Annotated in this window: 28 protein-coding genes and 1 tRNA gene; 20 read left to right on the top strand and 9 right to left on the bottom strand. The window is 65.1% G+C overall.

All coding sequences use genetic code 11. The features are described 5' to 3' along the window. Positions 1 to 98: 98 nt before the first annotated feature. Together BSQ44_RS19850 and BSQ44_RS19845 are read left to right on the top strand one after the other, a co-directional pair. Positions 99 to 1,523 (top strand): Ppx/GppA phosphatase family protein, encoded by a 1,425-nt coding sequence (locus BSQ44_RS19850; protein WP_378215027.1) that lies wholly within the window; start codon positions 99 to 101, stop codon positions 1,521 to 1,523. Further along, complete coding sequence (locus BSQ44_RS19845; RefSeq protein ID WP_072606845.1) at positions 1,520 to 2,236, top strand: RlmE family RNA methyltransferase; 717 nt, start codon at positions 1,520 to 1,522, stop codon at positions 2,234 to 2,236. The genes BSQ44_RS19850 and BSQ44_RS19845 overlap by 4 nt, the downstream gene beginning before the upstream one ends. Before the next feature lie 12 nt (positions 2,237 to 2,248). On the opposite strand, the gene BSQ44_RS19840 is transcribed toward BSQ44_RS19845, so the two are convergent. Beyond that, a complete protein-coding gene (locus BSQ44_RS19840; RefSeq protein WP_072606844.1) occupies positions 2,249 to 3,664 on the bottom strand; it encodes an MFS transporter in 1,416 nt (471 codons plus the stop codon). 301 nt (positions 3,665 to 3,965) lie between these two features. Here BSQ44_RS19840 and guaB point away from each other — a divergent pair, with 301 nt between their 5' ends. The 9 genes from guaB (at position 3,966) to BSQ44_RS19795 (ending at position 13,109) form a co-directional block, all read left to right on the top strand. Continuing rightward, positions 3,966 to 5,468, top strand: coding sequence for an IMP dehydrogenase (guaB, locus tag BSQ44_RS19835; RefSeq protein WP_072606843.1), 1,503 nt, complete (start codon positions 3,966 to 3,968; stop codon positions 5,466 to 5,468). Between the two features lie 60 nt (positions 5,469 to 5,528). Next, entirely contained in the window at positions 5,529 to 6,695 is a 1,167-nt protein-coding gene (locus tag BSQ44_RS19830; protein WP_072606842.1) for a pyridoxal phosphate-dependent aminotransferase, read from the top strand. Positions 6,696 to 6,818: 123 nt separating this feature from the next. Next, complete coding sequence (gene galE, locus BSQ44_RS19825; protein WP_072606841.1) at positions 6,819 to 7,811, top strand: UDP-glucose 4-epimerase GalE; 993 nt, start codon at positions 6,819 to 6,821, stop codon at positions 7,809 to 7,811. Positions 7,812 to 8,192: 381 nt separating this feature from the next. Further along, positions 8,193 to 8,507: a co-chaperone GroES gene (locus tag BSQ44_RS19820; protein ID WP_072606840.1), complete on the top strand. Its 315-nt coding sequence runs from the start codon at positions 8,193 to 8,195 to the stop codon at positions 8,505 to 8,507. 53 nt (positions 8,508 to 8,560) lie between these two features. Next, entirely contained in the window at positions 8,561 to 10,186 is a 1,626-nt protein-coding gene (groL, locus tag BSQ44_RS19815; RefSeq protein ID WP_072606839.1) for a chaperonin GroEL, read from the top strand. Between the two features lie 249 nt (positions 10,187 to 10,435). Beyond that, positions 10,436 to 10,921: an MgtC/SapB family protein gene (locus tag BSQ44_RS19810; RefSeq protein ID WP_235633272.1), complete on the top strand. Its 486-nt coding sequence runs from the start codon at positions 10,436 to 10,438 to the stop codon at positions 10,919 to 10,921. A 38-nt stretch (positions 10,922 to 10,959) separates the two neighbouring features. Continuing rightward, the gene (locus BSQ44_RS19805; RefSeq protein WP_072606838.1) at positions 10,960 to 11,328 is read left to right on the top strand and encodes a DUF1622 domain-containing protein; all 369 of its coding nucleotides are present in this window, start codon (positions 10,960 to 10,962) and stop codon (positions 11,326 to 11,328) included. 77 nt (positions 11,329 to 11,405) lie between these two features. Beyond that, positions 11,406 to 11,642, top strand: coding sequence for a hypothetical protein (locus BSQ44_RS19800; protein ID WP_072606837.1), 237 nt, complete (start codon positions 11,406 to 11,408; stop codon positions 11,640 to 11,642). 6 nt (positions 11,643 to 11,648) lie between these two features. Then, positions 11,649 to 13,109 carry a GMC oxidoreductase gene (locus tag BSQ44_RS19795; protein WP_072606836.1) on the top strand — a complete coding sequence of 487 codons (1,461 nt, stop codon included), beginning with the start codon at positions 11,649 to 11,651 and terminating at the stop codon, positions 13,107 to 13,109. Here the strand turns inward: BSQ44_RS19795 and mdoH are convergent. Together mdoH and BSQ44_RS19785 are read right to left on the bottom strand one after the other, a co-directional pair. Further along, complete coding sequence (gene mdoH / locus BSQ44_RS19790; RefSeq protein ID WP_235633271.1) at positions 13,106 to 15,316, bottom strand: glucans biosynthesis glucosyltransferase MdoH; 2,211 nt, start codon at positions 15,314 to 15,316, stop codon at positions 13,106 to 13,108. The two genes, BSQ44_RS19795 and mdoH, sit on opposite strands and share 4 nt — an antisense overlap. Further along, on the bottom strand, positions 15,313 to 16,788 hold the full coding sequence (locus BSQ44_RS19785; RefSeq protein WP_157894639.1) for an OpgD/OpgG family glucan biosynthesis protein: 1,476 nt from the start codon (positions 16,786 to 16,788) through the stop codon (positions 15,313 to 15,315). Before BSQ44_RS19785 ends, mdoH begins: the two co-directional genes overlap by 4 nt. A gap of 364 nt (positions 16,789 to 17,152) precedes the next feature. Here BSQ44_RS19785 and BSQ44_RS19780 point away from each other — a divergent pair, with 364 nt between their 5' ends. Continuing rightward, on the top strand, positions 17,153 to 17,968 hold the full coding sequence (locus tag BSQ44_RS19780) for an outer membrane protein (RefSeq protein WP_157894638.1): 816 nt from the start codon (positions 17,153 to 17,155) through the stop codon (positions 17,966 to 17,968). Between the two features lie 140 nt (positions 17,969 to 18,108). Here the strand turns inward: BSQ44_RS19780 and BSQ44_RS19775 are convergent, their stop codons facing one another. Together BSQ44_RS19775 and BSQ44_RS19770 are read right to left on the bottom strand one after the other, a co-directional pair. Continuing rightward, on the bottom strand, positions 18,109 to 18,537 hold the full coding sequence (locus BSQ44_RS19775) for a DUF7282 domain-containing protein (RefSeq protein WP_072606832.1): 429 nt from the start codon (positions 18,535 to 18,537) through the stop codon (positions 18,109 to 18,111). A gap of 356 nt (positions 18,538 to 18,893) precedes the next feature. Next, a tRNA-Thr gene (locus BSQ44_RS19770) sits at positions 18,894 to 18,968 on the bottom strand. 94 nt (positions 18,969 to 19,062) lie between these two features. Here BSQ44_RS19770 and BSQ44_RS19765 point away from each other — a divergent pair. From BSQ44_RS19765 to BSQ44_RS19730, 8 genes are all read left to right on the top strand, one after another. Then, positions 19,063 to 19,254, top strand: coding sequence for a hypothetical protein (locus tag BSQ44_RS19765; protein ID WP_072606831.1), 192 nt, complete (start codon positions 19,063 to 19,065; stop codon positions 19,252 to 19,254). A 155-nt stretch (positions 19,255 to 19,409) separates the two neighbouring features. Beyond that, positions 19,410 to 20,699 (top strand): UDP-N-acetylglucosamine 1-carboxyvinyltransferase, encoded by a 1,290-nt coding sequence (murA, locus tag BSQ44_RS19760; protein ID WP_072606830.1) that lies wholly within the window; start codon positions 19,410 to 19,412, stop codon positions 20,697 to 20,699. A gap of 105 nt (positions 20,700 to 20,804) precedes the next feature. After that, complete coding sequence (locus BSQ44_RS19755; RefSeq protein ID WP_072606829.1) at positions 20,805 to 21,239, top strand: DUF2948 family protein; 435 nt, start codon at positions 20,805 to 20,807, stop codon at positions 21,237 to 21,239. Between the two features lie 5 nt (positions 21,240 to 21,244). Further along, a complete protein-coding gene (gene hisD, locus BSQ44_RS19750; protein ID WP_072606828.1) occupies positions 21,245 to 22,537 on the top strand; it encodes a histidinol dehydrogenase in 1,293 nt (430 codons plus the stop codon). Positions 22,538 to 22,547: 10 nt separating this feature from the next. After that, entirely contained in the window at positions 22,548 to 23,033 is a 486-nt protein-coding gene (locus tag BSQ44_RS19745) for a UPF0262 family protein (protein WP_072606827.1), read from the top strand. Positions 23,034 to 23,120: 87 nt separating this feature from the next. After that, positions 23,121 to 23,528, top strand: coding sequence for an arsenate-mycothiol transferase ArsC (locus BSQ44_RS19740; protein WP_114580003.1), 408 nt, complete (start codon positions 23,121 to 23,123; stop codon positions 23,526 to 23,528). Between the two features lie 102 nt (positions 23,529 to 23,630). Further along, positions 23,631 to 23,849, top strand: coding sequence for a translation initiation factor IF-1 (gene infA, locus BSQ44_RS19735; RefSeq protein WP_019172992.1), 219 nt, complete (start codon positions 23,631 to 23,633; stop codon positions 23,847 to 23,849). A 42-nt stretch (positions 23,850 to 23,891) separates the two neighbouring features. Then, positions 23,892 to 24,527 carry a Maf-like protein gene (locus tag BSQ44_RS19730; protein ID WP_072606825.1) on the top strand — a complete coding sequence of 212 codons (636 nt, stop codon included), beginning with the start codon at positions 23,892 to 23,894 and terminating at the stop codon, positions 24,525 to 24,527. A gap of 19 nt (positions 24,528 to 24,546) precedes the next feature. On the opposite strand, the gene BSQ44_RS19725 is transcribed toward BSQ44_RS19730, so the two are convergent. From BSQ44_RS19725 to BSQ44_RS19710, 4 genes are all read right to left on the bottom strand, one after another. Next, the gene (locus tag BSQ44_RS19725; RefSeq protein ID WP_072606824.1) at positions 24,547 to 25,191 is read right to left on the bottom strand and encodes a 5'-methylthioadenosine/S-adenosylhomocysteine nucleosidase; all 645 of its coding nucleotides are present in this window, start codon (positions 25,189 to 25,191) and stop codon (positions 24,547 to 24,549) included. Continuing rightward, entirely contained in the window at positions 25,188 to 25,646 is a 459-nt protein-coding gene (locus BSQ44_RS19720) for a PaaI family thioesterase (RefSeq protein ID WP_072606823.1), read from the bottom strand. Before BSQ44_RS19720 ends, BSQ44_RS19725 begins: the two co-directional genes overlap by 4 nt. Before the next feature lie 79 nt (positions 25,647 to 25,725). Next, on the bottom strand, positions 25,726 to 26,184 hold the full coding sequence (locus BSQ44_RS19715) for a TspO/MBR family protein (RefSeq protein ID WP_072606822.1): 459 nt from the start codon (positions 26,182 to 26,184) through the stop codon (positions 25,726 to 25,728). A gap of 45 nt (positions 26,185 to 26,229) precedes the next feature. After that, positions 26,230 to 26,916: a cyclic nucleotide-binding domain-containing protein gene (locus BSQ44_RS19710; RefSeq protein ID WP_072606821.1), complete on the bottom strand. Its 687-nt coding sequence runs from the start codon at positions 26,914 to 26,916 to the stop codon at positions 26,230 to 26,232. Positions 26,917 to 26,927: the final 11 nt, after the last annotated feature.

Below are 26,927 nucleotides of genomic sequence, written 5' to 3'. Positions count from 1 at the left end.
ACCGGGCAGGGCGGTAGCGCGTCGTTCGCCAAATCCCTTTGTGATTTGCCGCGCCGCTGTTACATTGCAGCCAACGCGAAGAGTATCGCGCCTGCAGCATCCACAAGGAAGCGCGGCGCCGGAAGGATGGACTATTGAAGAACCTCGAAGACGGCGGGACTCCGCCGGACGCCGAGGCTTCCCAGGGTGTCAGGGCCAAGAAGCGCCGCCGACACCGCAAGGCGGCGAACAGGCAAGCCGCACCGGTGAACGGCACGGGCGCTGCGGTCCCCGGGAAGCAGGACGGCGCATCGCAGGACCAGCGTAGCAAGAAACGGCGCAAGCGCCGCCGCGGGCGAAAGGTTTATGCACGCGACGGGGCGCCCGCGCCGAACGGCGGAGCCGCGCGGGCAGAAGCCGTCGCGCCGACAGCGCATGCCGCGCCGGCCGCTCCCGATTTGGTGCGCGCCTCGAAGACGGTCGAGAAGATGCCTGGCGGTGCCGGCATGGCGCCTTGGCGGCGGCCCGGAGGAAACGCTCCGGCCTATGCGGCGCTGGATCTCGGGACCAACAATTGCCGCCTTCTGGTGGCCGTGCCGACGCGACCGGGACAATTCCGGGTGGTCGACGCCTTTTCGCGGATCGTACGATTGGGAGAGGGACTTACGGGCAGCGGGCGGCTGGGCGAACTCGCCATGCACCGCGCCGTCGAGGCTTTGAAGAACTGTGCGGAGAAGCTCGCCAGCCGCGACATCCGCAAGGCCCGGCTGATCGCGACGGAGGCCTGCCGGTCGGCCGAGAACGGCGCCGAGTTCCTGGCGCGGGTCACGGAGAACACCGGGCTGGTGCTGGAGGTGATCGACCGCGAGACCGAGGCGCGGCTGGCGGTGTCGGGCTGCGGGTCTCTGGTGGAAGGAGACACCGAGGGCGTCGTCCTGTTCGATATCGGCGGGGGATCGTCCGAGATCGCGCTGATCGACATTTCGGCGAGACGCACCGGGCGCCTCGCCGACCACATCGTGTCCTGGACGTCCCTTCCGGTGGGCGTCGTCTCGCTGTCGGAGCGATTCGGCGGCCGCCACGTCACGCCCGAAATCTTCGCCGCGATGGTCGAGGACGTGGCTGGTATGCTCGACGCCTTCGAAGGACGCGAGAAGCTGGGCGAGATCGCAAGGAGCGAGCGCTTCCATCTCCTGGGCACGTCGGGAACGGTGACGACGCTTGCCGGCATCTTCCTGGAACTGCCGCGCTACGACCGCCGCCGCGTGGACGGGCTCTGGATGGATGCAGGCGACGTTGATCGCATGGTCTCCAACCTGGTTGGGTGGGAGTTCGACCAGCGGGTGGCGAACCCCTGCATCGGGCCCGATCGCGCCGACCTCGTGCTTGCCGGCTGCGCGATTCTGGAGGCGATCCGCAAGGTCTGGCCGTCGCAGAGGCTCAGGGTGGCGGACAGAGGGCTGCGTGAAGGCATCCTTGCCGAACTCATGGCCGAGGACGGGGCCTGGCGGCGCGGCCGCGAAAATCGGCAGCAGCGCGCATGAAGAAGCCAGCCGGAGGCGCCGGGCCGCGCGCGCTCAAGACGCGGATCAAGAAGAAGCGCGGGCTGAAGAATTCGTCGCGTCGGTGGCTGGAGCGGCATCTCAACGATCCGTACGTGCACCGCGCCAAGGCCGAGGGTTTCCGGTCGCGCGCCGCATTCAAGCTGATCGAGATCGACGAGCGGCACAAGCTGCTCAAGCCGGGTCTCAGGGTGATCGATCTCGGCGCCGCGCCGGGCGGCTGGAGCCAGGTCGCCGCCCGTATCACCGGTTCCACGGACGAGAATCCGACCATCGTGGCGATCGACTATCTCGACATGGATCCCGTGCCGGGGACCGTGTTCCTGAGGAAGGATTTCCTCGACAGCGATGCGCCCGACATGCTGATGGAGGCGCTTGGCGGCGCTCCGGATCTCGTCTTGTCGGACATGGCGGCACCGACGACCGGTCATCGCCGGACGGACCACATCCGCACCATGCATCTGTGCGAGGTCGCCGCCGACTTCGCCGTGAGAGTGCTCAAGCCGGGCGGCCACTTCCTCGCCAAGACCTTCCAGGGCGGCACGGAGAACGAGCTGCTGGACATGCTGAAGAAGAGCTTCGCCAGCGTCCATCACCTCAAGCCGCCGGCCTCGCGCGACGAATCCGTCGAGCTCTATCTCCTCGCCAAGGGCTTCAAGGGCCGTGAGGCGCGCGGGGAAGAGGAAGAGTCGTAGTAGGCCTTCGACCTATTTCGCAGGTACCACCTGCGTGCGTGAATTGACCCCGTCGACCCGATGACCGGATACGGCGCTGCCCGCGTCCGGCGGGAGCGTCAGGAACGGAAGCGCAGCCAGGGTCGTGACGAGACCGACCAGCACGAAGGCGATCGGAAACGCGCTCGCCCCGAGCGTGTCGCCGCTGAACATGGCCACCCCCTCCAGGATGCCGCCTGCCAGCGCGACGCCGAGTGCGATCGAGATCTGCTGGGTGACTGCGGCGATCGCCGTCGCCTGACCCGCCCTCTCGTCGCCGATGTCGGCGAAGACCAGCGCGTTGGCGGAGGTGAAGAAGAGCGACCGCAGGAAACCGCCCGCCACCAGCACGGCGATGATTGCCCAGGCGGGTGTCTGCGCAGTGAAGGCGGCGGCTACACCGATGAAGATACCGCCGGCGATGGCGGTCGAAATGAGCACGGTTCGGAAGCCGCCCTTGCGCAAGGTCGTGCTGGCAAAGAATTTCATGCCGATGGCGCCGAACGCTCCCGCGAAGGTCAGCATGCCGGACTGGAACGGCGTCAACCCGAAGCCGAGCTGGAACATGAGCGGCAGGAGGAAGGGCGTCGCGCCGGCTCCGATGCGAAAGAGAGAGCCACCGCTGATCGCGGCGCGGAACACGCGGTTGCGGAAGAGCGAGAGGTCGAGGATCGGCCGCGCGACGCGCCGCGCATGGCGGAAGTAGAGCAGGCCGGAGCAGATGCCGAGCGCCAGCGTCGCGACGCCGACCGCCGGCGGGAGCGCGGGCAGGCTGACGACCGAGAGGCCGAAGACGATGCCCGCGGCAGCCATTCCCGACAGCGCGAAGCCCGTAAAGTCGATGCGTCCGGCTATGCCGCGCTCCAGTTCCGGCAGGAGCAGCCAGGCAGCGCAAATGCCGGTGATCCCGATCGGCACGTTGATGAGGAAGATCCAGTGCCAGCTCACATAGGTGGTGATGAAACCGCCGACCGGCGGCCCGACCAGCGGCCCGACGAGCGCCGGAACCGTCAGCCAGGCCATCGCCGAGACGAGGTTGCTCCTCGGCGTGGCGCGCACGAGCAACAGGCGCGCGACAGGCGTCATCATGGAGCCGCCCATGCCTTGCAGGAACCGCGCCAGGACGAATTCGCCGAGCGAGGACGCCATGGCGCAGGCGATCGAGCCGAGGACGAATACGCCGATTGCCGTACAGAACACCCGCTTGGCACCGAAGCGATCCGCCATCCAGGCGCTGATCGGGATGAAGATCGCCACCGACACGAGGTAGGCCGTCAAGGCCAGCTTGAGCGCGATCGGGTTGGTTTCGATATCCGCGGCGATGGCCGGCAGCGAGGTCGCGATGACGGTGGAGTCCATCTGCTCCATGAAGAGGGCGACCGCGAGCACGAGCGGGGTAGTTCGGTTCAAGTCAGGTTCCTGTTCTCGTTCGGGAGGCCGTTAACACGCGCCTGCCAGTGCTGTCGTGCAGAATACATTCGGCCAAAGGTGCGAGAGGCGGCGGCGGTTCCCCTTCCGGCGCGCCTTCGATCAGGGTGATACCTTCTCCGGCGGACCCGCATCTTCGCTCGATCGTGGGCCTGGAGTTGTTCGCAAATGCCTTTTCTTTGTCATGCGGCCATGGTACCAGCCAGCGCCATTCATCAGCGGGAAACCGGAGAGTCGGCGCGGTCGAACGACCCGCGCCGATTTCAACATTAAAGGAATGGCCATGGCGAGAATCATCGTATCCGCAACCGGCACCGAAGCGCTGACCTTCGACGACGTGCTGCTGCAGCCCGGCCACTCCGAAGTGATGCCAGGGCAAACCGACGTGCGCACCCGCATCGCCCGCGACATCGACCTCAACATCCCGATTCTCTCGGCCGCGATGGACACCGTGACGGAGTCCCGGCTGGCGATCGCCATGGCGCAGGCCGGCGGCATCGGCGTGATCCACCGCAACTTCACTCCCGAACAGCAGGCAGAGGAGGTGCGGCAGGTCAAGAAGTTCGAGTCCGGCATGGTGGTCAATCCGGTGACGATCGGCCCCGAGGCGACGCTCGGCGACGCCCAGGCGCTGATGCGCGCGCACGGCATCTCCGGCATTCCCGTGGTAGAGGAAGGCGGACTGGGCGGGCAGACGATGGGACGGCTGGTCGGCATCCTGACCAACCGCGACGTCCGCTTCGCTTCCGACCCGAGCCAGAGGGTCGCCGAACTGATGACGAAGGAGAACCTCGTCACCGTGTCGGAAAACGTCGACCAGGAGGAAGCCAAGCGGCTCCTTCACCAGCGCCGCATCGAGAAGCTGCTCGTGGTTGACGAGCGGGGACACTGCGTCGGGCTGATCACGGTCAAGGACATCGAGAAGTCGCAGCTCAACCCGAACGCCGCGAAGGATGCGCAAGGGCGTCTGCGGGTGGCGGCCGCGACCACCGTCGGCGAGGATGGCTTCGAGCGTGCCGAGAGGCTCATCGAGGCCGGCGTCGACCTGCTCGTCATCGATACCGCGCATGGCCATTCGCAGCGCGTACTCGAAGCGGTAGCGCGGGCCAAGACGCTGTCCAATTCGGTGCGCATCATGGCCGGCAACGTCGCGACGGCCGACGGAACGCAGGCGCTGATCGACGCCGGCGCGGACGCGGTCAAAGTCGGTATCGGGCCGGGCTCGATCTGCACGACCCGCATAGTGGCGGGTGTCGGCGTTCCGCAGCTCTCGGCGATCATGGGCGCGGTAGAGGCGGCGGACCGGCAGGGCATCTCCGTCATCGCGGACGGCGGCATCAAGTATTCGGGCGATCTCGCCAAGGCGCTCGCCGCGGGCGCCAGCGCTGCCATGGTCGGCTCGCTGCTCGCCGGCACCGAGGAAAGCCCGGGCGAGGTCTACCTGCACCAGGGCCGCTCCTTCAAGGCGTATCGCGGCATGGGGTCGGTCGGTGCCATGGCACGCGGCTCGGCGGACCGCTACTTCCAGGCCGAGGTGCGCGACACCCTGAAGCTGGTGCCGGAAGGCATCGAAGGGCAGGTACCGTTCAAGGGACCGGTCAGCGGTGTGCTGCACCAGCTGGCCGGCGGTCTCAAAGCCGCGATGGGCTATGTCGGCGCCAAGGATCTGGAGGAACTGCGGACCAAAGCGACGTTCGTACGCATCTCCGGTGCCGGCCTGCGCGAGAGCCACACCCACGACGTCACGATCACCCGCGAAAGCCCCAACTATCCCGGCATGAGCTGACGGCCCGGGCCGGTCGCGCCGGCCCCCGATCCGTACCCTCAACCCACATCGGCTTTTCCCATGACCCTCCTGGATCACCTTACGGCCGAGGCGCGGCTGGCGCCCGACAGCGGCATATCTACCATCATCGACTACGGGCGCGAGCGGCCCGGCCTCATCCCGCTCTGGGCCGGGGAGGGGGACCTCGCTACGCCCGACTTCATCTCGAACGCGGCGATCGAGGGACTGCGGAACGGCGAGACTTTCTACACCTGGCAGCGCGGCATCCCGGAACTGCGCACCGCGCTCGCCGACTATCACGGCCGTCACTTCGGCAGGGATTTCCAGCCGGACGAGTTCATGGTCACCGGTTCGGGCATGCACGCGATCCAGCTCGCCCTTCAGGCGACGGTTCATGCCGGTGAAGAGGCGGTTTACCTGTCTCCGGCCTGGCCGAACTTTCCCGCTGCGGCGGCGATCGCGGGCGCGAAGCCGGTGCCGGTCGAGCTCGAATTCTCCGACAATGGCTGGATGCTCGATCCGGAGAAACTGGCCGCTGCCATCACGCCGAAGACGCGCGCGCTGTTCGTCAATTCCCCATCGAACCCGACCGGCTGGACGGCCGACCGGGAGACGCTGAAGGCGATCCTCGACCTGTCGCGCCGGCACGGGCTCTGGATCATCGCCGACGAGATCTATGCGCTCTTCCACTACGACGGCCAGCGCGCGCCGTCGTTCTTCGACGTCATGGAGGCGGAAGACAGGGTGCTGTTCGTCAACAGCTTTTCGAAGAACTGGGCGATGACCGGCTGGCGCGTCGGCTGGCTCCGCCTTCATCCGGAACTTCAACAGACGTTCGAGAACCTCATCCAGTACTCGAACTCCGGCGTGCCGCAGTTCATGCAGCGCGGTGCTGCCGCCGCGCTCGACCAGGGCGACGGCTTCGTGGCGGAACAGGTGCAACGCGCGGCGCAGGCGCGCGACCTCGTGTGTAGGATTCTCGGCGATACCGGCCGCGTGCGGCTGTCGGCGCCGCAGGGCGCGTTCTACCTCTTCTTCGCCGTCGACGGGATGCCGGATGCGCGGGCCGCCGCCTTCGAGATCGTCGATCGCGCCAATGTAGGCCTGGCGCCGGGCACGGCCTTCGGCGCGGGCGGCGACGGGTATCTCCGGCTCTGCTTCCACCGCCGGCTCGACCAGCTGGAAGAGGCCGCGAACCGGCTCGCCGAGTGGATCAGCAATCGCTGAATCGGCCTTTTACTTAAAATTGCACCGATCGACTTAAGCGCGCTTCAGACCAATTCTGCCCATACTGCGCTCACTCCGGCACCGGGACGTGTCGAAAACCGAAACAGGGCGGGAAGCGGTCAGATGGCTGTGCTTGTCACGGGGGGCGCCGGTTACATCGGCAGCCACATGGTGTGGGAACTGCTCGACGCGGGCGAGGACGTGGCCGTACTCGACAACCTGTCGACCGGCTTCGAATGGGCGCTGCCGGCCGAGGCCGCTTTCTACAAGGGCGACGTCGCCGACCGCCGGCTCGTGCGCAGAATCATCAAGCAGCACCAAGTCGATGCGATCATTCACTTTGCCGGCTCCGTGGTCGTGCCGGACTCCATCGCAAATCCGCTGGGCTACTACGAGAACAACACCTGCAAGTCGCGCGCGCTGATCGCCCATGCGATCGAGTGTGGGGTGAAGCACTTCATCTTCTCTTCGACCGCGGCGATCTACGCGGCCGGCGGCGCCGAACCGCTGGACGAGGAGGCGCTGGTCGCGCCGCAGACGCCCTACGGCATGTCGAAGCTGATGGTCGAACTGATGCTGCGGGACGTCGCCATCGCGCATCCCCTGAACTACGCGGTGCTGCGCTACTTCAACGTCGCGGGCGCCGATCCGAAGGGCCGCACCGGCCAGTCGACGGCTGGCGCCACCCATCTCATCAAGGTGGTCTGCGAGGCGGCGGCGGGCAAGCGCGGCCACGTCGACGTCTACGGCAGCGACTACGACACGCCGGATGGCACGGGCATCCGCGACTTCATCCACGTCTCCGACCTGACCCTGGCGCACCGGCTGGCGCTGCACAGGCTGCGTTCGGGCGGCGGGAACCTGGTCGCCAACTGCGGCTACGGCCACGGCTATTCGGTGCGCGAGGTGATCGCCAGCGCCAAGAAGCTCACCGGCAGCGACTTCCGCGTCAACTTCGCGCCGCGCCGGCCGGGCGACCTCGGCTCGGTCATCGCCAATGCGGGGCGCGCGCGCAAGGAACTCGCGTGGACGCCGAAGTTCGATGCGCTGGACGACATCATCGAGACGTCGCTCGCCTGGGAAGAAAACCTGACCAGGAAGAATTCGGCGGCATAGGTCGCCACTCACCGGCATCTTCCGAACATACTATCGATTCGAAGGGGCGCGCCCCTCGACGTTGCGCGACTGTTTGCGATGCCCGGGGCGCGGCGCTGATCGGCTTCTGGAGGAAGCCAGTCGAAGAGCGCCTTCAATGAGCCGTTTTCCGAATTGATCCGCCAGCTGGCGCAATTTCACCGGCCGTCCCTGCTTGCCTTTCAGGGTTCTTGGCACTCTCGACCGAGAGTGCCAAAATTTTCGCTGCGACCTCTTGAAAGTGGAAGAACCTCAAAATAGATCACCGGCGCGCGATGCCTGAGACGGGTCGCGCACCCCGCTCCGGACATGCGTCGGGAGCGGTGGAACCTCTCAATCTGTTTGTCCCATGAGGAGAAAGACATGACGTTCCGTCCCCTGCACGACCGCATCCTGGTCCGCCGCATCGAGGCCGAAGAAAAGACGGCCGGCGGCATCATTATCCCCGACACCGCCAAGGAAAAGCCGATGGAAGGCGAGATCGTCGCCACCGGCCCCGGCGCTCGCGACGAGGCCGGCAAGGTCCAGCCGCTCGACGTGAAGGTCGGCGACCGCATCCTTTTCGGAAAGTGGTCCGGCACCGAGATCAGGATCGAAGGCGAGGACCTGCTCATCATGAAGGAAAGCGACGTGATGGGCGTCATCGAAGCCACCGCTTCGCTGAAGAAGGCGGCCTGACGGCTCCCTGCAACGAACAGTCGATGAAAGCTGCCTAGAGAAGGAGTGAATCCATGGCTGCCAAGGAAGTGAAATTCAACACCGATGCCCGCGAGCGGATGCTGCGGGGCGTCGATATCCTCGCCAATGCGGTGAAGGTGACGCTGGGCCCCAAGGGCCGCAACGTCGTCATCGACAAGAGCTTCGGCGCACCGCGCATCACCAAGGACGGCGTTACCGTCGCCAAGGAGATCGAGCTCGAGGACAAGTTCGAGAACATGGGCGCGCAGATGGTGCGCGAGGTTGCGTCGAAGACCAACGACCTGGCCGGCGACGGCACGACCACAGCGACCGTTCTGGCCCAGGCGATCGTCAGGGAAGGCGCCAAGGCGATAGCGTCCGGCATGAACCCGATGGACCTGAAGCGCGGCATCGACAAGGCCGTCGAGGCGGTCGTGTCCGAGCTCAAGGGCAATGCCCGCAAGGTCACCAAGAACGACGAGATCGCCCAGGTCGGCACCATCTCCGCCAATGGCGATTCCGAGATCGGGCGTTTCCTGGCCGAGGCGATGGAGAAGGTCGGAAACGAAGGCGTCATCACGGTCGAGGAGGCAAAGACCGCCGACACCGAGCTGGAGGTCGTCGAAGGCATGCAGTTCGACCGCGGCTACCTTTCGCCGTACTTCATCACCAACCAGGACAAGATGCGCGTGGAGCTCGAGGAGCCCTACGTGCTGATCCACGAGAAAAAGCTCTCCAACCTCCAGGCCATGCTGCCGGTGCTTGAAGCCGTCGTGCAGTCGGGCAAGCCGCTGCTCATCATCGCGGAGGACGTGGAGGGAGAGGCGCTCGCCACCCTCGTCGTCAACAAGCTGCGCGGCGGCCTGAAGGTCGCGGCCGTCAAGGCTCCGGGCTTCGGCGACCGCCGCAAGGCAATGCTCGAGGACATCGCGATCCTCACCGGCGGCACCGCGATTTCCGAGGATCTCGGCATCAAGCTCGAGAACGTGACGCTTCAGATGCTCGGCCGCGCCGGCAAGGTGGTGATCGAGAAGGAGAACACCACGATCGTCAACGGCTCCGGCCGGAAGGAAGAGATCCAGGGCCGCGTAAGCCAGATCAAGGCGCAGATCGAGGAGACCACCTCGGACTACGACCGCGAGAAGCTGCAGGAGCGGCTCGCCAAGCTCGCTGGCGGCGTCGCGGTGATCCGCGTCGGCGGCGCGACCGAGGTCGAGGTCAAGGAGAAGAAGGACCGCGTCGACGACGCGCTGCATGCCACCCGCGCGGCGGTCGAGGAAGGCGTGCTGCCGGGCGGCGGCGTGGCACTGCTCAGGGCCGCCAAGGCTCTGGATGGCGTCACCACCGACAATCCGGACCAGAAGCACGGCATCGAGATCGTCCGCAAGGCGATCGAGGCCCCGGTGCGACAGATCGCGGAGAACGCCGGCGCGGAAGGTTCGATCGTCGTCGGCAAGCTGCGCGAAAAGAACGAGTTCGGCTACGGCTGGAACGCGCAGACCGGCGAGTATGGCGATCTCTTCGCACAAGGTGTCATTGACCCAGTCAAGGTCGTTCGTACCGCGCTGCAGGACGCCGCGTCGGTGGCCGGCCTCCTGGTGACGACCGAGGCCATGGTCGCGGAGAAGCCGAAGAAAGAAGCCGCACCGGCGATGCCGGCCGGCGGCATGGACTTCTAAAGCCGCACCTTCTCCGGTGAGGAAATTGCCCGCGCTCCGTGAGGGGCGCGGGCTTTTCATTTCGCGCAGCGCATGCCCGCCCCAGCATCCGCCGTTCCGGAACATCCCGGCGCTCATGGAACGGTATCATTCGTGCTTTCGACCCAGGTGGAGGTGGCGGGAACCGAAGAGGTGCTCGCCCATTGGCCGAGAACATCGTAGCGGCGGCTCCCGGACAAGCGCCGTGTTTCGAACGTGCGGAGGACTGACGTGCCTGGCGAACTGGACCTTGGACTGGGATTCGATCTTCAACTCCTGATCCGCGATGCCGCAAAGGTGCTTCTGGCATTCCTGCTGGCATTGCCCATTGGCTGGGAGCGTGGAAAGGGTCGCGACAGTGTCGGCTTCCGTACCCTGCCAATCGTCTCCATGGCCGCCTGCGGCTTCGCCATTATCGTTGAACTGGAAGCCAGCATGAGCGCGGAGGCGCGGGCGCGCGTGCTGCAGGGCGTGGTGACCGGCATCGGCTTCATCGGTGGCGGCGCCATCGTCAAGTCCGGGCGCGACGTGCGAGGCCTCGTTACCGCGGCGAGCATCTGGAACGCCGGGGCAATCGGTGCCGCGGTCGGCTTCGGCCGCGGCAACATCGCGGTCGCCCTCTGCCTGCTCAATCTCCTCAGCCTCTGGATTCTCGGGTTTCTCGGGCCGAACGGGAAAGAGGGCCGTGGCGGCGATAATGCAGGAAGAAACGGCTAGTATCAGCGGACGCGACCAAAGAAGGAAGGGTACTTTCGATGGAAGACGACGTCGTGGGGCTGATGCTGCACTGGACCACCCGCGGGGTGGAGATTGCCGGGATACTCATCATCGTGCTCGGCATCACCTGGGCGACCGCCCGGTTCCTGCTGCGCCGCTTCCATCCCGACGGATCCGACAACAGCTTCGCGAACTACCGGGCCGACGTGGGCCGCGCGATTCTCCTCGGCCTGGAATTCCTCGTCGCCGCCGACATCATCAACACCGTGGCAATCGATCCGACACTGGACAGCCTTGCGGTTCTCGCGGGGATCGTCGTGATCAGGACGTTCCTGAGTTTCTCGCTCGAGGTCGAGATCGAGGGCCGGTGGCCGTGGCAGCAGCGTCGGGCCGAGAAGGGAGCGTAGGCGCGGTTCGCGAAGCGGCGGGACGCGAGTGTCGCCCTTGCTGATTGCGATGTACGCGCCGATCGGCGGGCGCTAATATGCATGTCTGCAACCAAGAGCACACCGACATGAATCCGCATCGAACAGACCAGGTTTCTTACCCCCCACATTCGACATACCGAGGCGAGGGGGGACTGACCCGGCGCCAGCTCCTGATTTCGGCCGCGGTGGTCCCGGTCGCTTTTGCCGCCTTGCCGGCTCTTGCCGATCAGGAGATCGAACTCGTGATGCTCGACGGTTGGGTGCTGCGCGCCAGCGACCTGCAGAAGGCGTAGCATATCATGATCCGCGACGCGGAAACCATCGAGCCCGGCGCATTCCGGGACCGGACGTTCGACGTCTGTATCGTGGGGGCCGGACCCGCCGGCATAACGCTGGCGCGGCGCCTCGGCGCGGCCGGCAAGCGGGTCGGATTGTTCGAAGGCGGCGGTTTGGAGTACGAGCAGGCTTCGCAGGAGGTCTATGAGGGAACGACCACCGGCCAGCCCTACTATCCGCTCGACGGCTGCAGGCTGCGCTATTTCGGGGGAACGTCGAACCACTGGGGCGGCTGGACGCGGGCGCTCGAGGCCGATGATTTCGAACCGCGTCCGCACAACCCCCTGAGCGGCTGGCCGATCGAGAAGGCAGATCTCGATCCTTATGCCGGCGAAGCCGACGACATCTTGAACCTCCCGCCCGTCACCGCCGCTCCAGATGTCCTTCCGGAGCAGGGCGACCTGCGGCCACAACTCTTCCGGTTCAGCCGCCCTACGACGCGCTTCGGCGAGAAGTACCAGGCCGAACTCGAAAGTTCGGCCAACATCGAGACTTATCTCAACGCCAATCTTGTCGACCTGCGGATCGACGAGAACGGCAAGCGTGTCACCGAGGCGGTGTTCCGGACCTACGGCCGCGAGGAACCGTTCACGGTTCGGGCCAGTGCCTTCGTGCTCTGTCTCGGCGGGCTGGAAAACCCGCGCGCCTTGCTGAACGCGAACACGCAGATCGCGGCCGGACTGGGCAACGAACACGATCTCGTCGGGCGCTACTTCCTGGAGCATCCCCATGCGCCGGTCGGAAGCGCGCTGCTGCGCGACGCGCCGCCATCCATGCTGGTCTATTCGCCGACGCCCGACCTAATGCGTACGCAGAAGATTCTCAATTTCGGGCTGCGGATCGGGTACTTCGACCAATGGAATGCGCCCAAGTTTACCGGCGCTTTCGATCCTTCCCCCGCCTGTGCTGTTGATTTCGCGACGGCGCTGGAAGCGCAGGTCTCCGGAGCCTCCGCACCATGTCCCGGGCTCGTCGTCGACGTCTTCGTCGCCTGCGAACAGTCGCTCGATCCCTCAAACAGGGTACGCTTGATCGATGAGCGGGACCGTTTCGGCTGGCGCCGCATCGCGCTCGACTGGCGGCTGTCGAAGATGGACGTACGTACGCTCACGACGGCGGCCACGAAAGCTGCCGAAGCCATGGCCACCTACGACATTGGCCGAATGAAGCTGGCGGACTGGGTGGCGAACGGCGAGGCACCGGGCGTCGACAACGTCTGGGGCGGCAATCACCACATGGGTACCACCCGCATGAGCGACAACCCGCGGACCGGCGTGGTCGATGCCGACTGCAAGGTTCACGGTTTCGACAATCTATACATCGGCGGAAGCAGCGTGTTCGCCACGAGCGGACACGCCAATCCCACCTATTCGATCGTGCAGCTTGCCCTCAGGCTGGGCGATCACCTGCGAGCTAAAACCTAGGCGGGACTCGCGACGAGGCCGCCCAGAGCGCGTTCGTCCTGTTGCCGCTCGGCCGAGGAGATCGGGTTCGGCTGGGGCTGCGGGGCTTGTTCACGACGACGGACCGTCCCCACGTCGAGATCGATCAGGCGATCGATCAGTGCCGGCTGGCTGATGACGTGCATGCGCTCGCGCTTGTCCAGCCAGGACAGCGCCTCTTCGAGGGTTTCGGCTTCGGAGAGCTTCTGCGCCGCCGTCAGCTGCGCGCTGTCGGGATATCCACGCCGTCTCGGCGCCTCGAATGCCCAACGCAGGTGGGCTTCGCGCACGGAAGCCATCCTGACGAGCGCCACTATCCCTTCCACCGGGCGGCGCAGGTCCATGATCGCCGCCCGATGTTCCCGCAGGATACGGGAGGGCGAACGTTCTTCAGGGGTGAGCAGCAGCCGGAAACGGCGCAGTGCCCGCCCGGCGGCTTCACTTCCGCTCGCATAGGAGAGGGGCGCCGACAGCACCAGGCCCGCCAGCGTGGGCGCAAGCCAGGCGAGGATGCCGGGTGAGAGGATCCATGCCACGACGGCGGTTCCAAGGCCGATCAGGGTATGGCCATAGTGACAGCGTACCGCATCACCCCATGTCATGCCGCCATGCCCGCGCCGCTGCGGCGCCCAACCGGCATCACGGCCGACCAGGATTTCGAAGACGTGCCGGCTGTGAATGACCATCATGATGGGCGCATAAAGCGCCGACAGGGCCAGTTCGACCACGGCACTCCCGACGAGACGCAGTCCGCCGCCGCAATCGCGCCGAAGATGCGGCGACAGCAGCGCCCGCGTCAGCCCTATGAACTTCGGCAGCAGGAGGACCCCCATCGTCACGATGAAGAGACGGATCATGCGCTCGGAATCGAGCACCGGCCAGGTCGGGAAGAGCTGCAGACCATCGGGGAAATACTCCGGTTTGACGAAATGCGCCTGCAAGGCGAGCGCAAAACCGGCGACGATCAGCAGGAGCCAGATCGGCGAGGCGCAATAGCTCATGATGCCGGCGGCGAAATGCACGCGGCTCGGCCAAGCGAGCCCCTTTGCACCGATGATGCGCAGGTGCTGGAGGTTGCCCTGAGCCCAGCGCCTGTCGCGCACCGCCGTATCCACCAGCGAGGGAGGGCTGTCTTCCCACGAGCCGGGAAGATCCGTAGCGATCTCGACCTTCCAGCCGGCGCGCCGCATGAGTGCGGCTTCGACGAAATCATGCGACAGAATCTGCCCACCGAACGGCTGTCGGCCGGGAAGGTCCGGCAATCCGCAGCACTGCGCGAAGGCGCTCGTGCGGATGATGGCATTGTGGCCCCAGTAATTACCGTCGCCGCCCTGCCAGGCAGCCAGGCCGTTGGCCACGACCGGGCCGTAGATGCGGTTTGCGAATTGCTGCATCCGCTGAAACAGGGTTCGCCCTCCTGCCAGTGTGGGAACCGTCTGGAGGATACCGAGCTGCGGGTCCTCTTCCATCGCGGCGGCGAGTTCGATGAGGGTCGAGGGGGCCATGAGGCTGTCGGCGTCGAGCACGATGAAGTGGTCGTAGCGGCCGCCCCAGCGCTCGATGAACTCGCGGACGTTACCGGCCTTCTTGCCGGCGTTGTCCCACCGGCGTCGGTACCAGACAGGGACGAGCCCCGCCAGCGCGCGCTGCAGCTGGTCGACCGCGGCCGTCTCGGCGACCCAGGCGTCGGGATCGGACGTGTCGGAAATGATGACGATCTCGAAGTTGCGCTTGCGTCCGGCTTCGGCGAGTCCGCGCCCCATGACGCGGAGGGCGGCAGCGATTTCAGCGGGATTTTCGTTGTAGACCGGCATGACGAGCGCCGTTCGACCGGAAAGTTTCGGCGCTTCCCTGTCCGTCGGCATCCGCCTGTCGGGCCGCACCAATACGCCGGTGATCGCCGAACTCGCTGCGAAGGAGATCCAGGTGAAGGTGATCGCGAAAAGGGCGGTGATGATGCCTTCCAGGACCGTCGTTCCACCGGCCGAAACCACCTGCATCATCTCGTACGTGCCGAATGCCCCCAAAGCCAAGGCGCCGCCAAAAGCCAGGCAGCGCGCAAGGTTCACGGAGTAAGAAGTAGCTGCCGGCTGCCGCACGGGCGCCCGGCTGAGGTCCTGCGACGGTGTAGGCAGCCCCTGTTCGGGAGGCATCCCCGGATAGCCGGGAATGGCGGAGAAGATCGTCATTTGCTGGTCCATCGATAGAGCCACGTCTCGCTGGCCGGCTTGCCAGCCTTTGTGAGAAGAGCCCGTAGTTCGGATAGTTCCGCCCCCTCGGGATCAAGTTCGAAGGACACGCGCAACAATCCAGTCGGCTGGGAGGCATGGAAAATGGGGTTAAAGACTTTGCCCGCTGATGCCGAAACCTGGAGCTCCATCCCGTCGGAGGAAATCGCAGCCTCCCCGCTCGATCCGAAATCAAGCACGAAGAGCGGCCGGTCCTGCCGGAGATTCTTTCCAGCCCGCGACGAGGCGACGTAGAGAACTTCCGGTCCGGGCGTCACGTCGCTGGTCCAGCGCATCCGGTAGGAGAACGACCAGCGCCCGCCTTCTGTCGGTTCGGCGGCAGGTCGCCAGTACGCGACGATGTTGTCGTTGAATTCCGTATCGGTCGGGATCTCGACGAGTTCGACGGAGCCTTGGCCCCAGTCTCCGATCGGCTCGATCCACAGGCTTGGGCGCCGGTCGTACTTCGCCTCGGCATCGAGATAGTCCTCGTAGCCGCGCGAACGCTGAATCAGCCCGAACCCGCGCGGATGGAGGTCCGCAAAGCCGGAAATCTGTAGATGGGCGGGATTGTCGAGCGGCCGCCAGATCCACTCACCATTGCCGGTCAGCATCTGAAGACCTTCGGTGTCGTGGACGGCACGGCGATAGTCGTCGAATGCACCGCGATTTATCCCGCCGAACATGAACATCGACGTCAGCGGCGCCAGGCCGACCTTCATGGAACCCCGCCGGAAGAAAAGCTCCGATGTCACTTCGGTGGTGGTCTCGGCGCCGGGAGTGACCGCGAACCGGTACGCGCCCGCGACAGAGTAGCTGTCGAGCAGGGCATTGATGACGAGAGTGTCGTCGCCGGGGCCGGGCTGCTCGATCCAGAATCGACGAAAAGCAGGGAACTCCTCGCCGCTCATTTCACCCGTGTCGATCGCGAGCCCGCGCGCGGACAGGCCATAGACCTGGTTGCGGGCAACCGCCCGGAAATAGCTCGCGCCGAGGAACACCAGGAATTCCTGATGTGCCTCGGGAGAGTTGATGGGATAGCGCGCCCTGAACCCTGCGAAACCCATTCCCTCTGTGTCCTGGGGCCGCAACTCGGGGTCCCCGTATTCGAACAGGTCCGCCGAGAAGGGAAGCTCTACCGCCTTGCCGTCCGAGACCAGCGATATCGAGACTGGATGCTTGTAGAGGAACCCGGGATGAAACAGGTCGAGCCGGAAATCGGTCGGCGCGGCCGACCAGATCGCGGCCTTCGGATCGAACCAGATCTTGCGATACTGATCGTAGCTCAGGTCCTCGTAGAAGCTCGGAAGGGTGTTCGGCGGCGGCTCGTAGGCCGCCGATGCGAGCCGCTGCGCCTCTGCCACGACTTGGTCGAACGAGAACTCCGCGGCGGCGGTATCTTCCGCCTGCTGCTGCGCGGCAGCCGGGCTCAACAATCCTTTTCCGGCGACGGCTCCCGCAATGACGGAGCCAATGAACGCACGCCTGTCAATCACCACGATTTCGCACCCTCAGCCGGATGTCCTATGTCTAGAGGCTTTTGTTGCGTCGCACCATCGGGTTGTTGCGGCGCGGGACAAACGCAGCGGAAGAATTTTTGTTCCCTCCCGATCCAGTTGTCCTCGATTGCGTAGAAGGATCGAATTGCGGATTTTTTCGGGACGGGTAGCGATCGGCGTCGACACGGTCCCTTCTCTCGTCGGCGGAGGCGAAGGTAGCAGGATTTAGAGGGCCGGGACGGTCGCCGGGCTGAGCACCCTGGTGTGTCTGTTTTGCAATACATTCGGAAATGATGAATTGGCGGAAAAACGCACTCTTACCCGCTATAAATTAGCAATCTATGGTGTTTCCGTTCTCATCGTCTCGTCAAAGGACACCTTCTTGAAAGACATAGCATTGGTCGCGGTCCTCGCCGCGGGTTTTGTCGCGTTTTCGAACCACGCCGGCGCGCAGGAGACATTATCCGGCAAGGCAGACTATGGCGGCTTTTATCTGACCGCCAAAGTCGGCGTCGCTCTTCCCGGCGATCTGGACGTGAGTGCCAGCGCTGCCAGTGCCAACGGATACGGTCCCTTCTCGGGCGAGATATCGTTCGATCCCGGCCCGATGTTCTCGGCTGGCGTCGGCATGATCTTCACCCCGAACATCCGCGGCGAACTGGAACTCGGCTACGCCCAGAACAAGGCTTCGTCCTACAGTTTCGACAATGTGGCTGTCCCGAACGGCTGGGCGACAGGAACCGTTTCCACCACCTCGCTGGCAGCGGTCGGCTACTACGATTTCCACCAGTTCGGCGGCTTCGTTCCCTATCTCTCCGCCGGTATCGCGGCGGTGCACGTACGAACGGACGACCTCGTCGTCCAGACAAACACGGATGGAACAACCCGCGGCTCGGATACGGTCGCCGCAGTCCGCCTGGGTGCAGGCGTCAACTACGCGGTGACCGAGAAGGTTTCCTTGGGGCTCGACTATTTCGCGCTGATCGGAGGCGAAAGCAAGCTGACCTTCACGGACCCGATCGGGCCCGGCGGAGCGGGCTCTCCGTTCAGCAGGACCATCACCTCCGACACCATGGGGCATGCCCTGTCGGCGAAGCTGTCGGTCAAGTTCTGACCGGACAGCCTCTCCCGGATCCGATCAGCATCAGGTCTCCAAACGTATACAGCCCCGCCGGCGATGGCCGGTGGGGCTGTTCTTCTTTGGCGCCGAGTCGGGGCGGGCGCTTAAGCGTCGGCCCCACGTCGGCTTGTTGGTTACATGCCGGCCTTGACCGGTACGTTGATGACCGCATCGCCGACGGAAACCGGCGTGTCGACATCCGTCATCCCCGGACCGAAGTCATAGGTGTCGTTGTCGTTGGTCTCGTAGTGCAGCATGAGCGTCAGGTTGGTCGCGGGATCCAGCGGACCGTCCGCCTCGATGCTGAGGTCGCCGGTCATGCCGGGCTGGAGACGAAGATGTCCGAGCGACGCGGGAGGCGCGCCGGCGCCGTCACTGTGGATGACGATGTAACCGGGCTGGTCGATCGATGCCGAAACGTTTGTGATCTTGTTGCCTTCGATCATCGCGCTGGTCGCGTCGATCTTCGGCGCGGCGGTTCCATCACCATTGTTGTTCGAGTTCTGGGCAATTGCGGTGCCTGATACGGCGATGAGCGCGGCGGCGGTCAGATATTTCATCATTGGAATTTTCCTTTTCCTTGCAGTTGTTTCGTCCCTGGTCACAGGGTCAACGGGCAAGTCGGGAAGATGGCTTCAACACGGATGCGTGAGTGTGGCGTGACCGGTGGACACCGCGCCTTCGGTCGCCAAAGGCATGCTCAAGCCATGAATGGAAACACCATTCGCAACTGCCTCTGGGCTTTCTCGATCGGATGCAGGTCGTGCGCGTCGAGGAGGCTTGCCGAGCGAATCGTTTCGGTCGATGGCTGTGAACTGAGTTCCCGATCGATCCTGCCGGGTATCCCAGCATACCTCGGTACATATGGACGGGCGCTGCCCCAAGGAGGCGCATAGCCGTCTAGTTCGCAAGGAAACGATGGTGCTGCGAGAGAGGATTGAACTCTCGACCTCTCCCTTACCAAGGGAGTGCTCTACCACTGAGCTACCGCAGCTTGCTCGGATGCGGCGGTCTTCTGACATATCGGACTTCGAAGCGCAAGCGAAGTATGGCATGTTGGAAGGGAAGCGGATCGGGGATGAAGCATCATGACCGCGAACGATGGAAACACAGGGAAACCGGCGCAGGAAAGCCGCTCGGAGGCGGCCCGCAAGGCGCGTGTTGCCGAGCAGCTGCGCGCCAACCTGCAACGGCGCAAGCAGCAGGCGAGGGCGCGCCGGGCCGGCGAGGCGGACCAGAGGCAGGGAATCGATACGGGAGCGGGCGACGATACCGAATGAGCGGCCCGATTTCTGCCGCCTTGGTGGACAGTATGGGGACGGGGACCTGCAGAACTTGAACCGGGTACGGCATTGCTCTAGGACCTCCCGATTCCGGCGGTGAGCCGGCCAACCATCGCGCTTGCAAACGGCTTCTCCGCCGAAAAAGGGTTTTTATGGATCGGATCAGGATCGTCGGCGGAAACGAGCTGAAAGGCGCGATTCCGATTTCCGGCGCCAAGAACGCGGCGCTGCCGCTGATGATCGCGTCGCTCATGACCGACGACACGCTGACGCTGGAGAACGTGCCGCACCTGGCCGACGTCGAACAGCTGATCCGCATTCTCGGCAATCACGGCGTCGACTATTCGGTAAACGGCCGGCGCGAGCGCCAGGATGCGGGCTATTCCCGCACGATCCACTTCACCGCGCGCAACATCGTCGATACCGTCGCACCCTATGAACTCGTCTCCAAGATGCGGGCGAGCTTCTGGGTCATCGGGCCGCTTCTGGCGCGCATGAGCGAGGCGAAGGTCTCGCTGCCTGGCGGCTGCGCCATCGGAACGCGGCCGGTGGACCTCTTCATTGACGGGCTGCGGGCGCTCGGGGCGCAGATCGAGATCGAGAGCGGCTACGTCGTCGCCAAGGCGCCGAAGGGCCTCGTCGGCAACCGCTATGCCTTCCCGAAAGTGTCTGTCGGCGCCACGCACGTGCTGATGATGGCGGCCGCGCTGGCCAAGGGCGAGACGGTGCTGGAGAACGCCGCGCGCGAACCGGAAATCGTCAACCTGGCCGACTGCCTCAACGCCATGGGCGCCCGGATTTCCGGCGCGGGCAGTTCCACGATCACGATCGACGGCGTCACCGCGCTTTCGGGCGCCCGGCATCGCATCATTCCTGACCGGATCGAGACGGGCACTTATGCCATGGCCGTGGCGATGACCGGCGGCGACGTGCTGCTCGAGGGCGCCCGCGTCGATCTCCTCGAGAAGGCGCTCGACATCGTCGCCCAGACCGGCGCCGAGGTAACCCAGACCAACGAAGGCATCCGCATCGCGCGCAACGGTGCCGGGATTTCGCCGGTCGACGTGACGACGGAGCCGTTTCCCGGCTTTCCGACCGACCTCCAGGCGCAGTTCATGGGTCTGATGACCATGTCCAACGGGCGGTCGAAAATCACCGAGACCATCTTCGAGAACCGTTTCATGCACGTGCAGGAACTGGCGCGGCTCGGCGCGCGGATCAGCCTTGCCGGCCAGTCGGCGATCGTCGACGGCGTGCCGAGGCTGAAGGGCGCTCCGGTCATGGCGACCGATCTTCGCGCATCGGTCTCGCTCGTCATCGCCGCGCTGGCGGCCGACGGCGAGACCACGGTGAACCGGGTCTACCATCTCGACCGGGGCTTCGAGCGGCTCGAAGAGAAGCTCTCGCGCTGCGGGGCCACAATCGAGCGGATCTCGGGCTGAACCACGGAACACCGCCCGGCGCGGGATGTTTGCTGCATTGCGCTGTCCGACGATAGCCCCTAACACAGGCCCGATGCCGAAACCGACCGGATCCGAGCCCGCCCAATGCCGCCGCTGAAACTGTTGGCCCTCGACGACGAAGACCTCCGGATCGTCTCCGCGCACGTGCAGGACGCCGTGCTGCGCGTCGCGGACATCGACTACCGCCCCGCCGAGAAGCGTATCGTGCTAGCGATGAACCGCTTCGTCTGGGAGGCGCCGAGGCGGCTGTTCCGCAAGCACGACGAGCGGCGGCGCAGCGTGCTGCATTTCGACCGGGTGATGGCGACGAAGACCAGCGGCATCGACCGGAACAAGCCGGACGAGGTGCTGTCGCTCCTGGCAATCGAGTTCACTGCGGGAGAAGCCCCCGCCGGCTTCGTCGACATCCTGTTTTCGGGAGATGCCACCATCCGGCTCGAGGTGGAGTGCATCGAGGCGAGGCTTGCCGATCTGGGCGGAGCCTGGGAGGCAACCTCCCGGCCGGCGCACCGGGTGTAGCGCCGATGGCCCTGACGCTCCATCACGAGGCGCCGGACTTCGAAGCCCGCTTTGCGGCGCTGCTCGCCTCCAAGCGCGAGGTGTCCGAGGATGTGGACCAGACCGTTCGCGCGATCCTCGCCCGCGTGCGCGACGAGGGCGACCGGGCGCTGGTGGAGTACACCAACCGCTTCGACCGGAACGTCTTCTCGGCTGCCGAACTTGCGATATCGCATGAGGAGATCGAGGTCGCCGTGGCGGGCGCCGACCCCGGTATCGTCGAGGCGCTGACGCTGGCGCGTGACCGGATCGCGTCGCATCACGCGCGCCAGAAGCCTGTCGACGATCGCTACAGCGACGCCATCGGTGTCGAACTCGGTTCTCGCTGGACGGCGATCGAATCGGTGGGGCTCTACGTTCCCGGCGGGACAGCCAGCTATCCGAGTTCGGTGCTGATGAACGCCGTGCCGGCGAAGGTCGCGGGCGTCGAGCGTATCGTCATCGTCGTGCCGGCGCCCGACGGCATCCTCAACCCGTTGGTCCTGGTGGCCGCCCGGCTCGCCGGCGTGTCGGAGATCTACCGCATCGGCGGCGCGCAGGCGGTCGCCGCACTCGCTTACGGCACGCAGACGATCCGCCCGGTGGCGAAGATCGTTGGTCCGGGAAACGCCTATGTCGCGGCGGCCAAGCGGCAGGTCTTCGGCACCGTCGGCATCGACATGATAGCCGGTCCTTCCGAGGTTCTGGTCATCGCCGACGGCGACAACGATCCCGACTGGATCGCCGCCGATCTGCTTGCGCAGGCCGAGCACGACACGGCGGCTCAGTCGATCCTCATCACGAATGATGCCGGGTTCGCTACGGCCGTCGAGGCGGCGGTGGGAAGACAGCTGAAGGCGTTGCCGCGCGCGGAAACCGCGTCGGCGAGTTGGCGCGACTTCGGCGCGATGATCGTCGTGCCCAACCTCGAAGCCGCCATTCCGCTAGCCGACCGGATCGCGCCCGAACACCTCGAACTCGCCTTCGACGCGGCGGAGGATTTCGCCGGACGCATCCGCAATGCCGGCGCCATCTTCATCGGTCGTCACACGCCGGAAGTGATCGGCGACTATGTCGGCGGATCGAATCACGTGTTGCCGACGGCGCGCTCGGCGCGCTTCTCGTCGGGGCTTTCGGTGCTTGATTTCGTCAAGCGGACCTCGATCCTGAAGCTCGGGCCCGACCAGTTGCGCATGCTCGCTCCCGCGGCCGTGGCGCTCGCGGAGGCGGAAGGTCTCGCGGCGCATGCGCGGTCCGTGTCGATCCGGCTGAACATGTAAGAGGCGCGGGGTGAGCCAGGACCGCGATCGGAAGCACAAGCTGATCGACGTCGAGCTGGACGAGACGATCGGCCGCTCGACGCCCGACGTCGAGCACGAGCGGGCGGTGGCCATCTTCGACCTCATCGAGGAGAACAGCTTTTGTCCCGTCGGCGACGAGGGCGACGGACCCTACAGGCTGAAGCTCTCGCTCGCCGATTCGCGGCTGGTCTTTGCCATCAGCCGCGAGGACGGCGCGCCGGTGGTGACCCACATCCTGTCGCTGACGCCGTTCCGGCGCATCGTGAAGGACTACTTCATGATCTGCGAGAGCTACTACGACGCGATCCGCTCCTCCACGCCGTCCCACATCGAGGCAATCGACATGGGCCGGCGCGGCCTGCACAACGAAGGCTCGCAGACGCTGATGGACAGGCTCGCCGGTAAGATCGAGGTCGATTTCGACACGGCGCGGCGGCTCTTCACGCTGGTCTGCGTGCTGCACTGGCGCGGGTGAGCCTTGGCCGGCGTCGCGCCTTCCTCATTCAGTCCGCCGGGGACGCCTTCCGGCAAGCCGCCAAAATCCGTGCTTTTCGTCTGCGGGATGAATGCGATACGCTCGCCGATGGCGGAGGCACTGGCGCGGCACGTGCTGCCGACCGGGATTTTCGTTGCCTCGGCGGGCGTGCGAGCCGGCGAACGCGATCCGTTTGTCGATGCCGTACTCGCGGAGGACGGGCTCGGCATCGGCGACCGCCGTCCGCGAACGATGGACGACCTTGAGGACGGCTATTTCGACCTGATCGTGACGCTCGCACCGGAAGCCCATCACGCAGCGCTTGATCTGACGCGCTCGGTTTCGGCGGAGGTCGAGTACTGGCCGATGCCCGACCCGTCCACCGCGACGGGGACGCGCGATCAGATCATGTCGGCATATCGCGCCCTCAAGGAGCGGCTGGAGAAGCGGATCAGGTCCCGTTTCGGTCTGGAAAGCGACGCGGGCGGGACCTGAACAAGCAGTGTTCACAATCGCAACATAATCATATAGGTTCCGCGCAAAATCCGGCCCCCCGCCTGATGCGCGCCGGAAAAATCATTCAAAAAAAGGTATCGAATGCCGAAGGAAGAAGTCCTCGAATTTCCGGGCACCGTCACGGAATTGCTGCCCAACGCGATGTTTCGCGTCAAGCTGGAAAACGAACACGAGATCATCGCGCACACCGCGGGGCGCATGCGCAAGAACCGCATCCGTGTCCTGACCGGCGACAAGGTCCTGGTCGAGATGACCCCGTACGACCTCACCAAGGGCCGCATCACCTACCGCTTCAAGTAAGCCCCCGGGTTTGGCAGGCGACCTCCGCGCCACAGGATTTCGATGAGCATTTTCCAGAAGCTGGTGCTCGCCTCGGGCTCTCCCCGCCGGATCGAACTCCTGCAGCAGGCGGGTATCGAGCCGTACCGGGTCTTTCCCGCCGACATCGATGAGACGCCGCAGAAGGCGGAGCATCCGCGCTCGCTTGCCAAGCGGCTGTCGAAGGAGAAGGCGGAGAAGGCGCTGGCCTCGCTTTCGAAGGAAGCCGGCTGGGAGGGGGATGCCTACATCCTCGCCGCCGATACCGTCGTCGCCGTCGGGCGGCGCATCCTGCCGAAGGCGGACCTGCTCGACGAGGCGTCCAATTGCCTGCGGCTGCTGTCAGGCCGCTCCCACCGGGTCTATACTGGCCTTTGCCTGATCACGCCGGGCGGAAAGGCGCGCCAGAAGCTGGTGGAAACGCGCGTTCGTTTCAAGCGCCTGTCTCGCGAGGAGCTGGAAAGCTATCTCGCCTCGGGCGAATGGCGCGGCAAGGCCGGCGGCTATGCCGTGCAGGGGCTCGCCGGAACCTTCGTAGTCAAGCTCGTCGGCTCCTACACGAACGTGGTGGGCCTGCCGCTTTACGAGACGGTGAGCCTGCTCACCGGCGAGGGTTACAAGGTCCACTTCAGCTGGCTGTCGGGGCTCACGACGACCTGACCGGCAACCGCCGCTCGCGTCAGAGGATGCGGCCTTCGGCGAGCGCCGCCTCGAGCCGGTCGACCGCCTGGGCCATATTCTCGTCGATCACGTGCAGGTATTCGGTCCAGTCGCCGACGTGGCGCAGTTCGGCGGCTCCGTCGGAGATGCCGCGAAGCGCGATCAGCGGAACGTCGAACTTTTGGCAGGCGCGCAGCACGGCGAATGTCTCCATGTCGACCATGTCGGCCTGGATCGCATCATAGGCGGGGCCGGAGACGACGTTGGCTCCGGTCGAGAGCGTCGCTTCGCGGATGCCGGGAATGCGCAAGGGGAGGGGGACGATCGCCGGCAGGTTCAGAAAGGGCGTCGCTCCTTTCTCGAATCCCAGGGCCGAGGCATCCATGTCCCGATAGGAGACCGATACCGCCTGATGGATTTCCGCCTGCTCGAGAACCCGGCTGCCCGCGGAACCGAGCGACACGACGAGATCGGGCGGCGAGCCGGCGCGGAGTAAGGTCGAGAGCGCCGCGGTCATTTCGACGGCGGCCTCCACGGGACCAACGCCGGTCATCAGCGGCGCGAACCGTGCCTTGAGATGCGGGCCGTATTCGGGTTCGGCGGCCATGACGAACAAGACGGCCTTGCCGCCCATCCGGCTGACGGACGGCGGCGCGTCGCTCATCCTTCCATGCCTTCGCGCCCCTGGACGACCATCATGGACCCGGTCATCGTCGCCACGAGTTTCGCCTCGCCGTTGCCGCCGAACGCATAGGCCTGACCGTCGGCGACAATGATGGTGCGACCGGGCTTGGTGACCGAACCCCTGAACAGGAAACGTTCGCCACGACCGGGGGCGAGAAGGTTCAGCTTGAACTCGATGGTCAGCACCGCGGCATCCGCGGGCATCAGCGAATAGGCGGCATATCCGCAGGCCGAATCCAGCGCGGTCGAAATCACCCCGGCATGAAGGAAACCGTGCTGCTGCGTCAGTTCTTCCGAAAACGGCATCTCGATCTCGATCATGCCGGGCGTCACCTGCGTGAGTTCGGCGCCGATCGTGGCCATCACCTTCTGGCGTGCGAAGCTGGCGCGCACGCGCTCCTCGAAGTCGATGTCGGATACCAGCATTGCGGCCATGGCGGAGTTCCCCCTGCTATCGGCGTTATCGCAAAGCGGACGCGGATAGGCAATCCGCGAATGTTGCAGTGCGAAAGGATCAGTTGAGCCAGAGTATCGAGCCGTTAAGGAGACCCGCGAACGACACCCAGCACAGATATGGCAGGAACAGGAAGGCGGAGACGCGATCGACGCGCCATGCAAGGACGATGAAGAATACGATCGCAGCCAGCATCCCAAGGATAACGATGAAGGCCATTCCGACGGCATGCATCGTGAAGAAGACGGGAGACCAGAGGAAGTTCAGTGCGAGCTGCGTCCACCATGCGGCCATGGCCGAACTCCTCGGAACGCGGCTCCAGATGCGCGCTCCCGCGATGCCGATCAGGACGTAGAGAACCGTCCAGGCCGGCCCGAACAGCCAACTGGGTGGATTGAAGGGCGGCTTGGCGAGGCCAGCATACCATTCGCCCGGCGTGTTGAGATAGCCGATCGTCAGGCCGCCGGCCAACACGAGGGCCAGGAAGAAGATGAGCGCGGTCGTCCGCGTATTCTGCATCGGTCTTCTCCTTCGCGGCGGCGAGCCGCCGTATAGAACGGCCGCTCAAACCGTCGCGTGCTTGCTTTCGTTCATACGATCGAGCTTGCCGACCAGATTACGGTTGAAGCTGAACTCCAGCGCCTGCTTGATCTGGGGATTGCGCTGCAGGAGGGCTCGCAGGACTGCCGGTTCGTAGACGCAACAGCGGATCTCGTTCGAGACGCGGACCGTCGCCGAAGCCGGCTTGCCGGAGAGGAAACTCATCTCGCCGAGGAAGTCGCCCGGGCCGCAAACGCCGACGATCTTGCCGTTCTTCTCCACGCTCGCCGCGCCGCGTGCGATGAAGACGAGAAGCGGCGCGGCCTCACCCTCGGCGATCAGCACTTCGCCTGGCTCTTTCGTCTCCCAGCGCGCGAGCTTGAGCATGCGGGCACGCAGATTACCTTCGAGCGTCGGCATGACCGTCTCGATGAAGAGCCGCTCGTCGTCGGAATGGCGCCGCCGGCGCCCGGCAAGCAGCACGATCGCGAGCTGGATCGCGTTGACGGTGGTGAAGATGAACTCCCACGTGGCGCTGATCAGGTCGGAGACCATGAAGCCGTAATAGAGGACGCCGGTGATGCCGCTGGCGATGGCGAATATGCGCAGCCATCGCATGCTGCTCATCGAGACCGACAGGATGACGAGGATGTAGTTTATGTGGCCGACGAACTTGCTGGGATCGGAAAACTGCTCGAACAACTGTTCCATCGAGGTGCCTC

Source organism: Aquibium oceanicum (assembly GCF_001889605.1).
Lineage (GTDB): Bacteria > Pseudomonadota > Alphaproteobacteria > Rhizobiales > Rhizobiaceae > Aquibium > Aquibium oceanicum.
The sequence above is the reverse complement of the archived record's forward strand: the minus strand, read 5'-3'. Positions and strand labels throughout refer to the sequence as shown.

What these genes read in the sequence shown, in the direction of transcription:
- BSQ44_RS19755 (WP_072606829.1), top strand. Translation starts at nt 20,805, where the DNA reads ATGCCGCCGCTGAAACTGTTGGCCCTCGACGACGAAGACCTCCGGATC.
- BSQ44_RS19715 (WP_072606822.1), bottom strand. Translation starts at nt 26,184, where the DNA reads ATGCAGAATACGCGGACGACCGCGCTCATCTTCTTCCTGGCCCTCGTG.
- mdoH (WP_235633271.1), bottom strand. Translation starts at nt 15,316, where the DNA reads ATGACGATCTTCTCCGCCATTCCCGGCTATCCGGGGATGCCTCCCGAA.
- BSQ44_RS19720 (WP_072606823.1), bottom strand. Translation starts at nt 25,646, where the DNA reads ATGGCCGCAATGCTGGTATCCGACATCGACTTCGAGGAGCGCGTGCGC.
- BSQ44_RS19730 (WP_072606825.1), top strand. Translation starts at nt 23,892, where the DNA reads ATGAGCATTTTCCAGAAGCTGGTGCTCGCCTCGGGCTCTCCCCGCCGG.
- murA (WP_072606830.1), top strand. Translation starts at nt 19,410, where the DNA reads ATGGATCGGATCAGGATCGTCGGCGGAAACGAGCTGAAAGGCGCGATT.
- BSQ44_RS19710 (WP_072606821.1), bottom strand. Translation starts at nt 26,916, where the DNA reads ATGGAACAGTTGTTCGAGCAGTTTTCCGATCCCAGCAAGTTCGTCGGC.
- hisD (WP_072606828.1), top strand. Translation starts at nt 21,245, where the DNA reads ATGGCCCTGACGCTCCATCACGAGGCGCCGGACTTCGAAGCCCGCTTT.
- BSQ44_RS19805 (WP_072606838.1), top strand. Translation starts at nt 10,960, where the DNA reads ATGGAAGACGACGTCGTGGGGCTGATGCTGCACTGGACCACCCGCGGG.
- BSQ44_RS19795 (WP_072606836.1), top strand. Translation starts at nt 11,649, where the DNA reads ATGATCCGCGACGCGGAAACCATCGAGCCCGGCGCATTCCGGGACCGG.
- groL (WP_072606839.1), top strand. Translation starts at nt 8,561, where the DNA reads ATGGCTGCCAAGGAAGTGAAATTCAACACCGATGCCCGCGAGCGGATG.
- BSQ44_RS19845 (WP_072606845.1), top strand. Translation starts at nt 1,520, where the DNA reads ATGAAGAAGCCAGCCGGAGGCGCCGGGCCGCGCGCGCTCAAGACGCGG.
- BSQ44_RS19830 (WP_072606842.1), top strand. Translation starts at nt 5,529, where the DNA reads ATGACCCTCCTGGATCACCTTACGGCCGAGGCGCGGCTGGCGCCCGAC.
- galE (WP_072606841.1), top strand. Translation starts at nt 6,819, where the DNA reads ATGGCTGTGCTTGTCACGGGGGGCGCCGGTTACATCGGCAGCCACATG.
- BSQ44_RS19820 (WP_072606840.1), top strand. Translation starts at nt 8,193, where the DNA reads ATGACGTTCCGTCCCCTGCACGACCGCATCCTGGTCCGCCGCATCGAG.
- infA (WP_019172992.1), top strand. Translation starts at nt 23,631, where the DNA reads ATGCCGAAGGAAGAAGTCCTCGAATTTCCGGGCACCGTCACGGAATTG.
- BSQ44_RS19725 (WP_072606824.1), bottom strand. Translation starts at nt 25,191, where the DNA reads ATGAGCGACGCGCCGCCGTCCGTCAGCCGGATGGGCGGCAAGGCCGTC.
- BSQ44_RS19775 (WP_072606832.1), bottom strand. Translation starts at nt 18,537, where the DNA reads ATGATGAAATATCTGACCGCCGCCGCGCTCATCGCCGTATCAGGCACC.
- BSQ44_RS19740 (WP_114580003.1), top strand. Translation starts at nt 23,121, where the DNA reads ATGAATGCGATACGCTCGCCGATGGCGGAGGCACTGGCGCGGCACGTG.
- guaB (WP_072606843.1), top strand. Translation starts at nt 3,966, where the DNA reads ATGGCGAGAATCATCGTATCCGCAACCGGCACCGAAGCGCTGACCTTC.
- BSQ44_RS19800 (WP_072606837.1), top strand. Translation starts at nt 11,406, where the DNA reads ATGCATGTCTGCAACCAAGAGCACACCGACATGAATCCGCATCGAACA.
- BSQ44_RS19765 (WP_072606831.1), top strand. Translation starts at nt 19,063, where the DNA reads ATGACCGCGAACGATGGAAACACAGGGAAACCGGCGCAGGAAAGCCGC.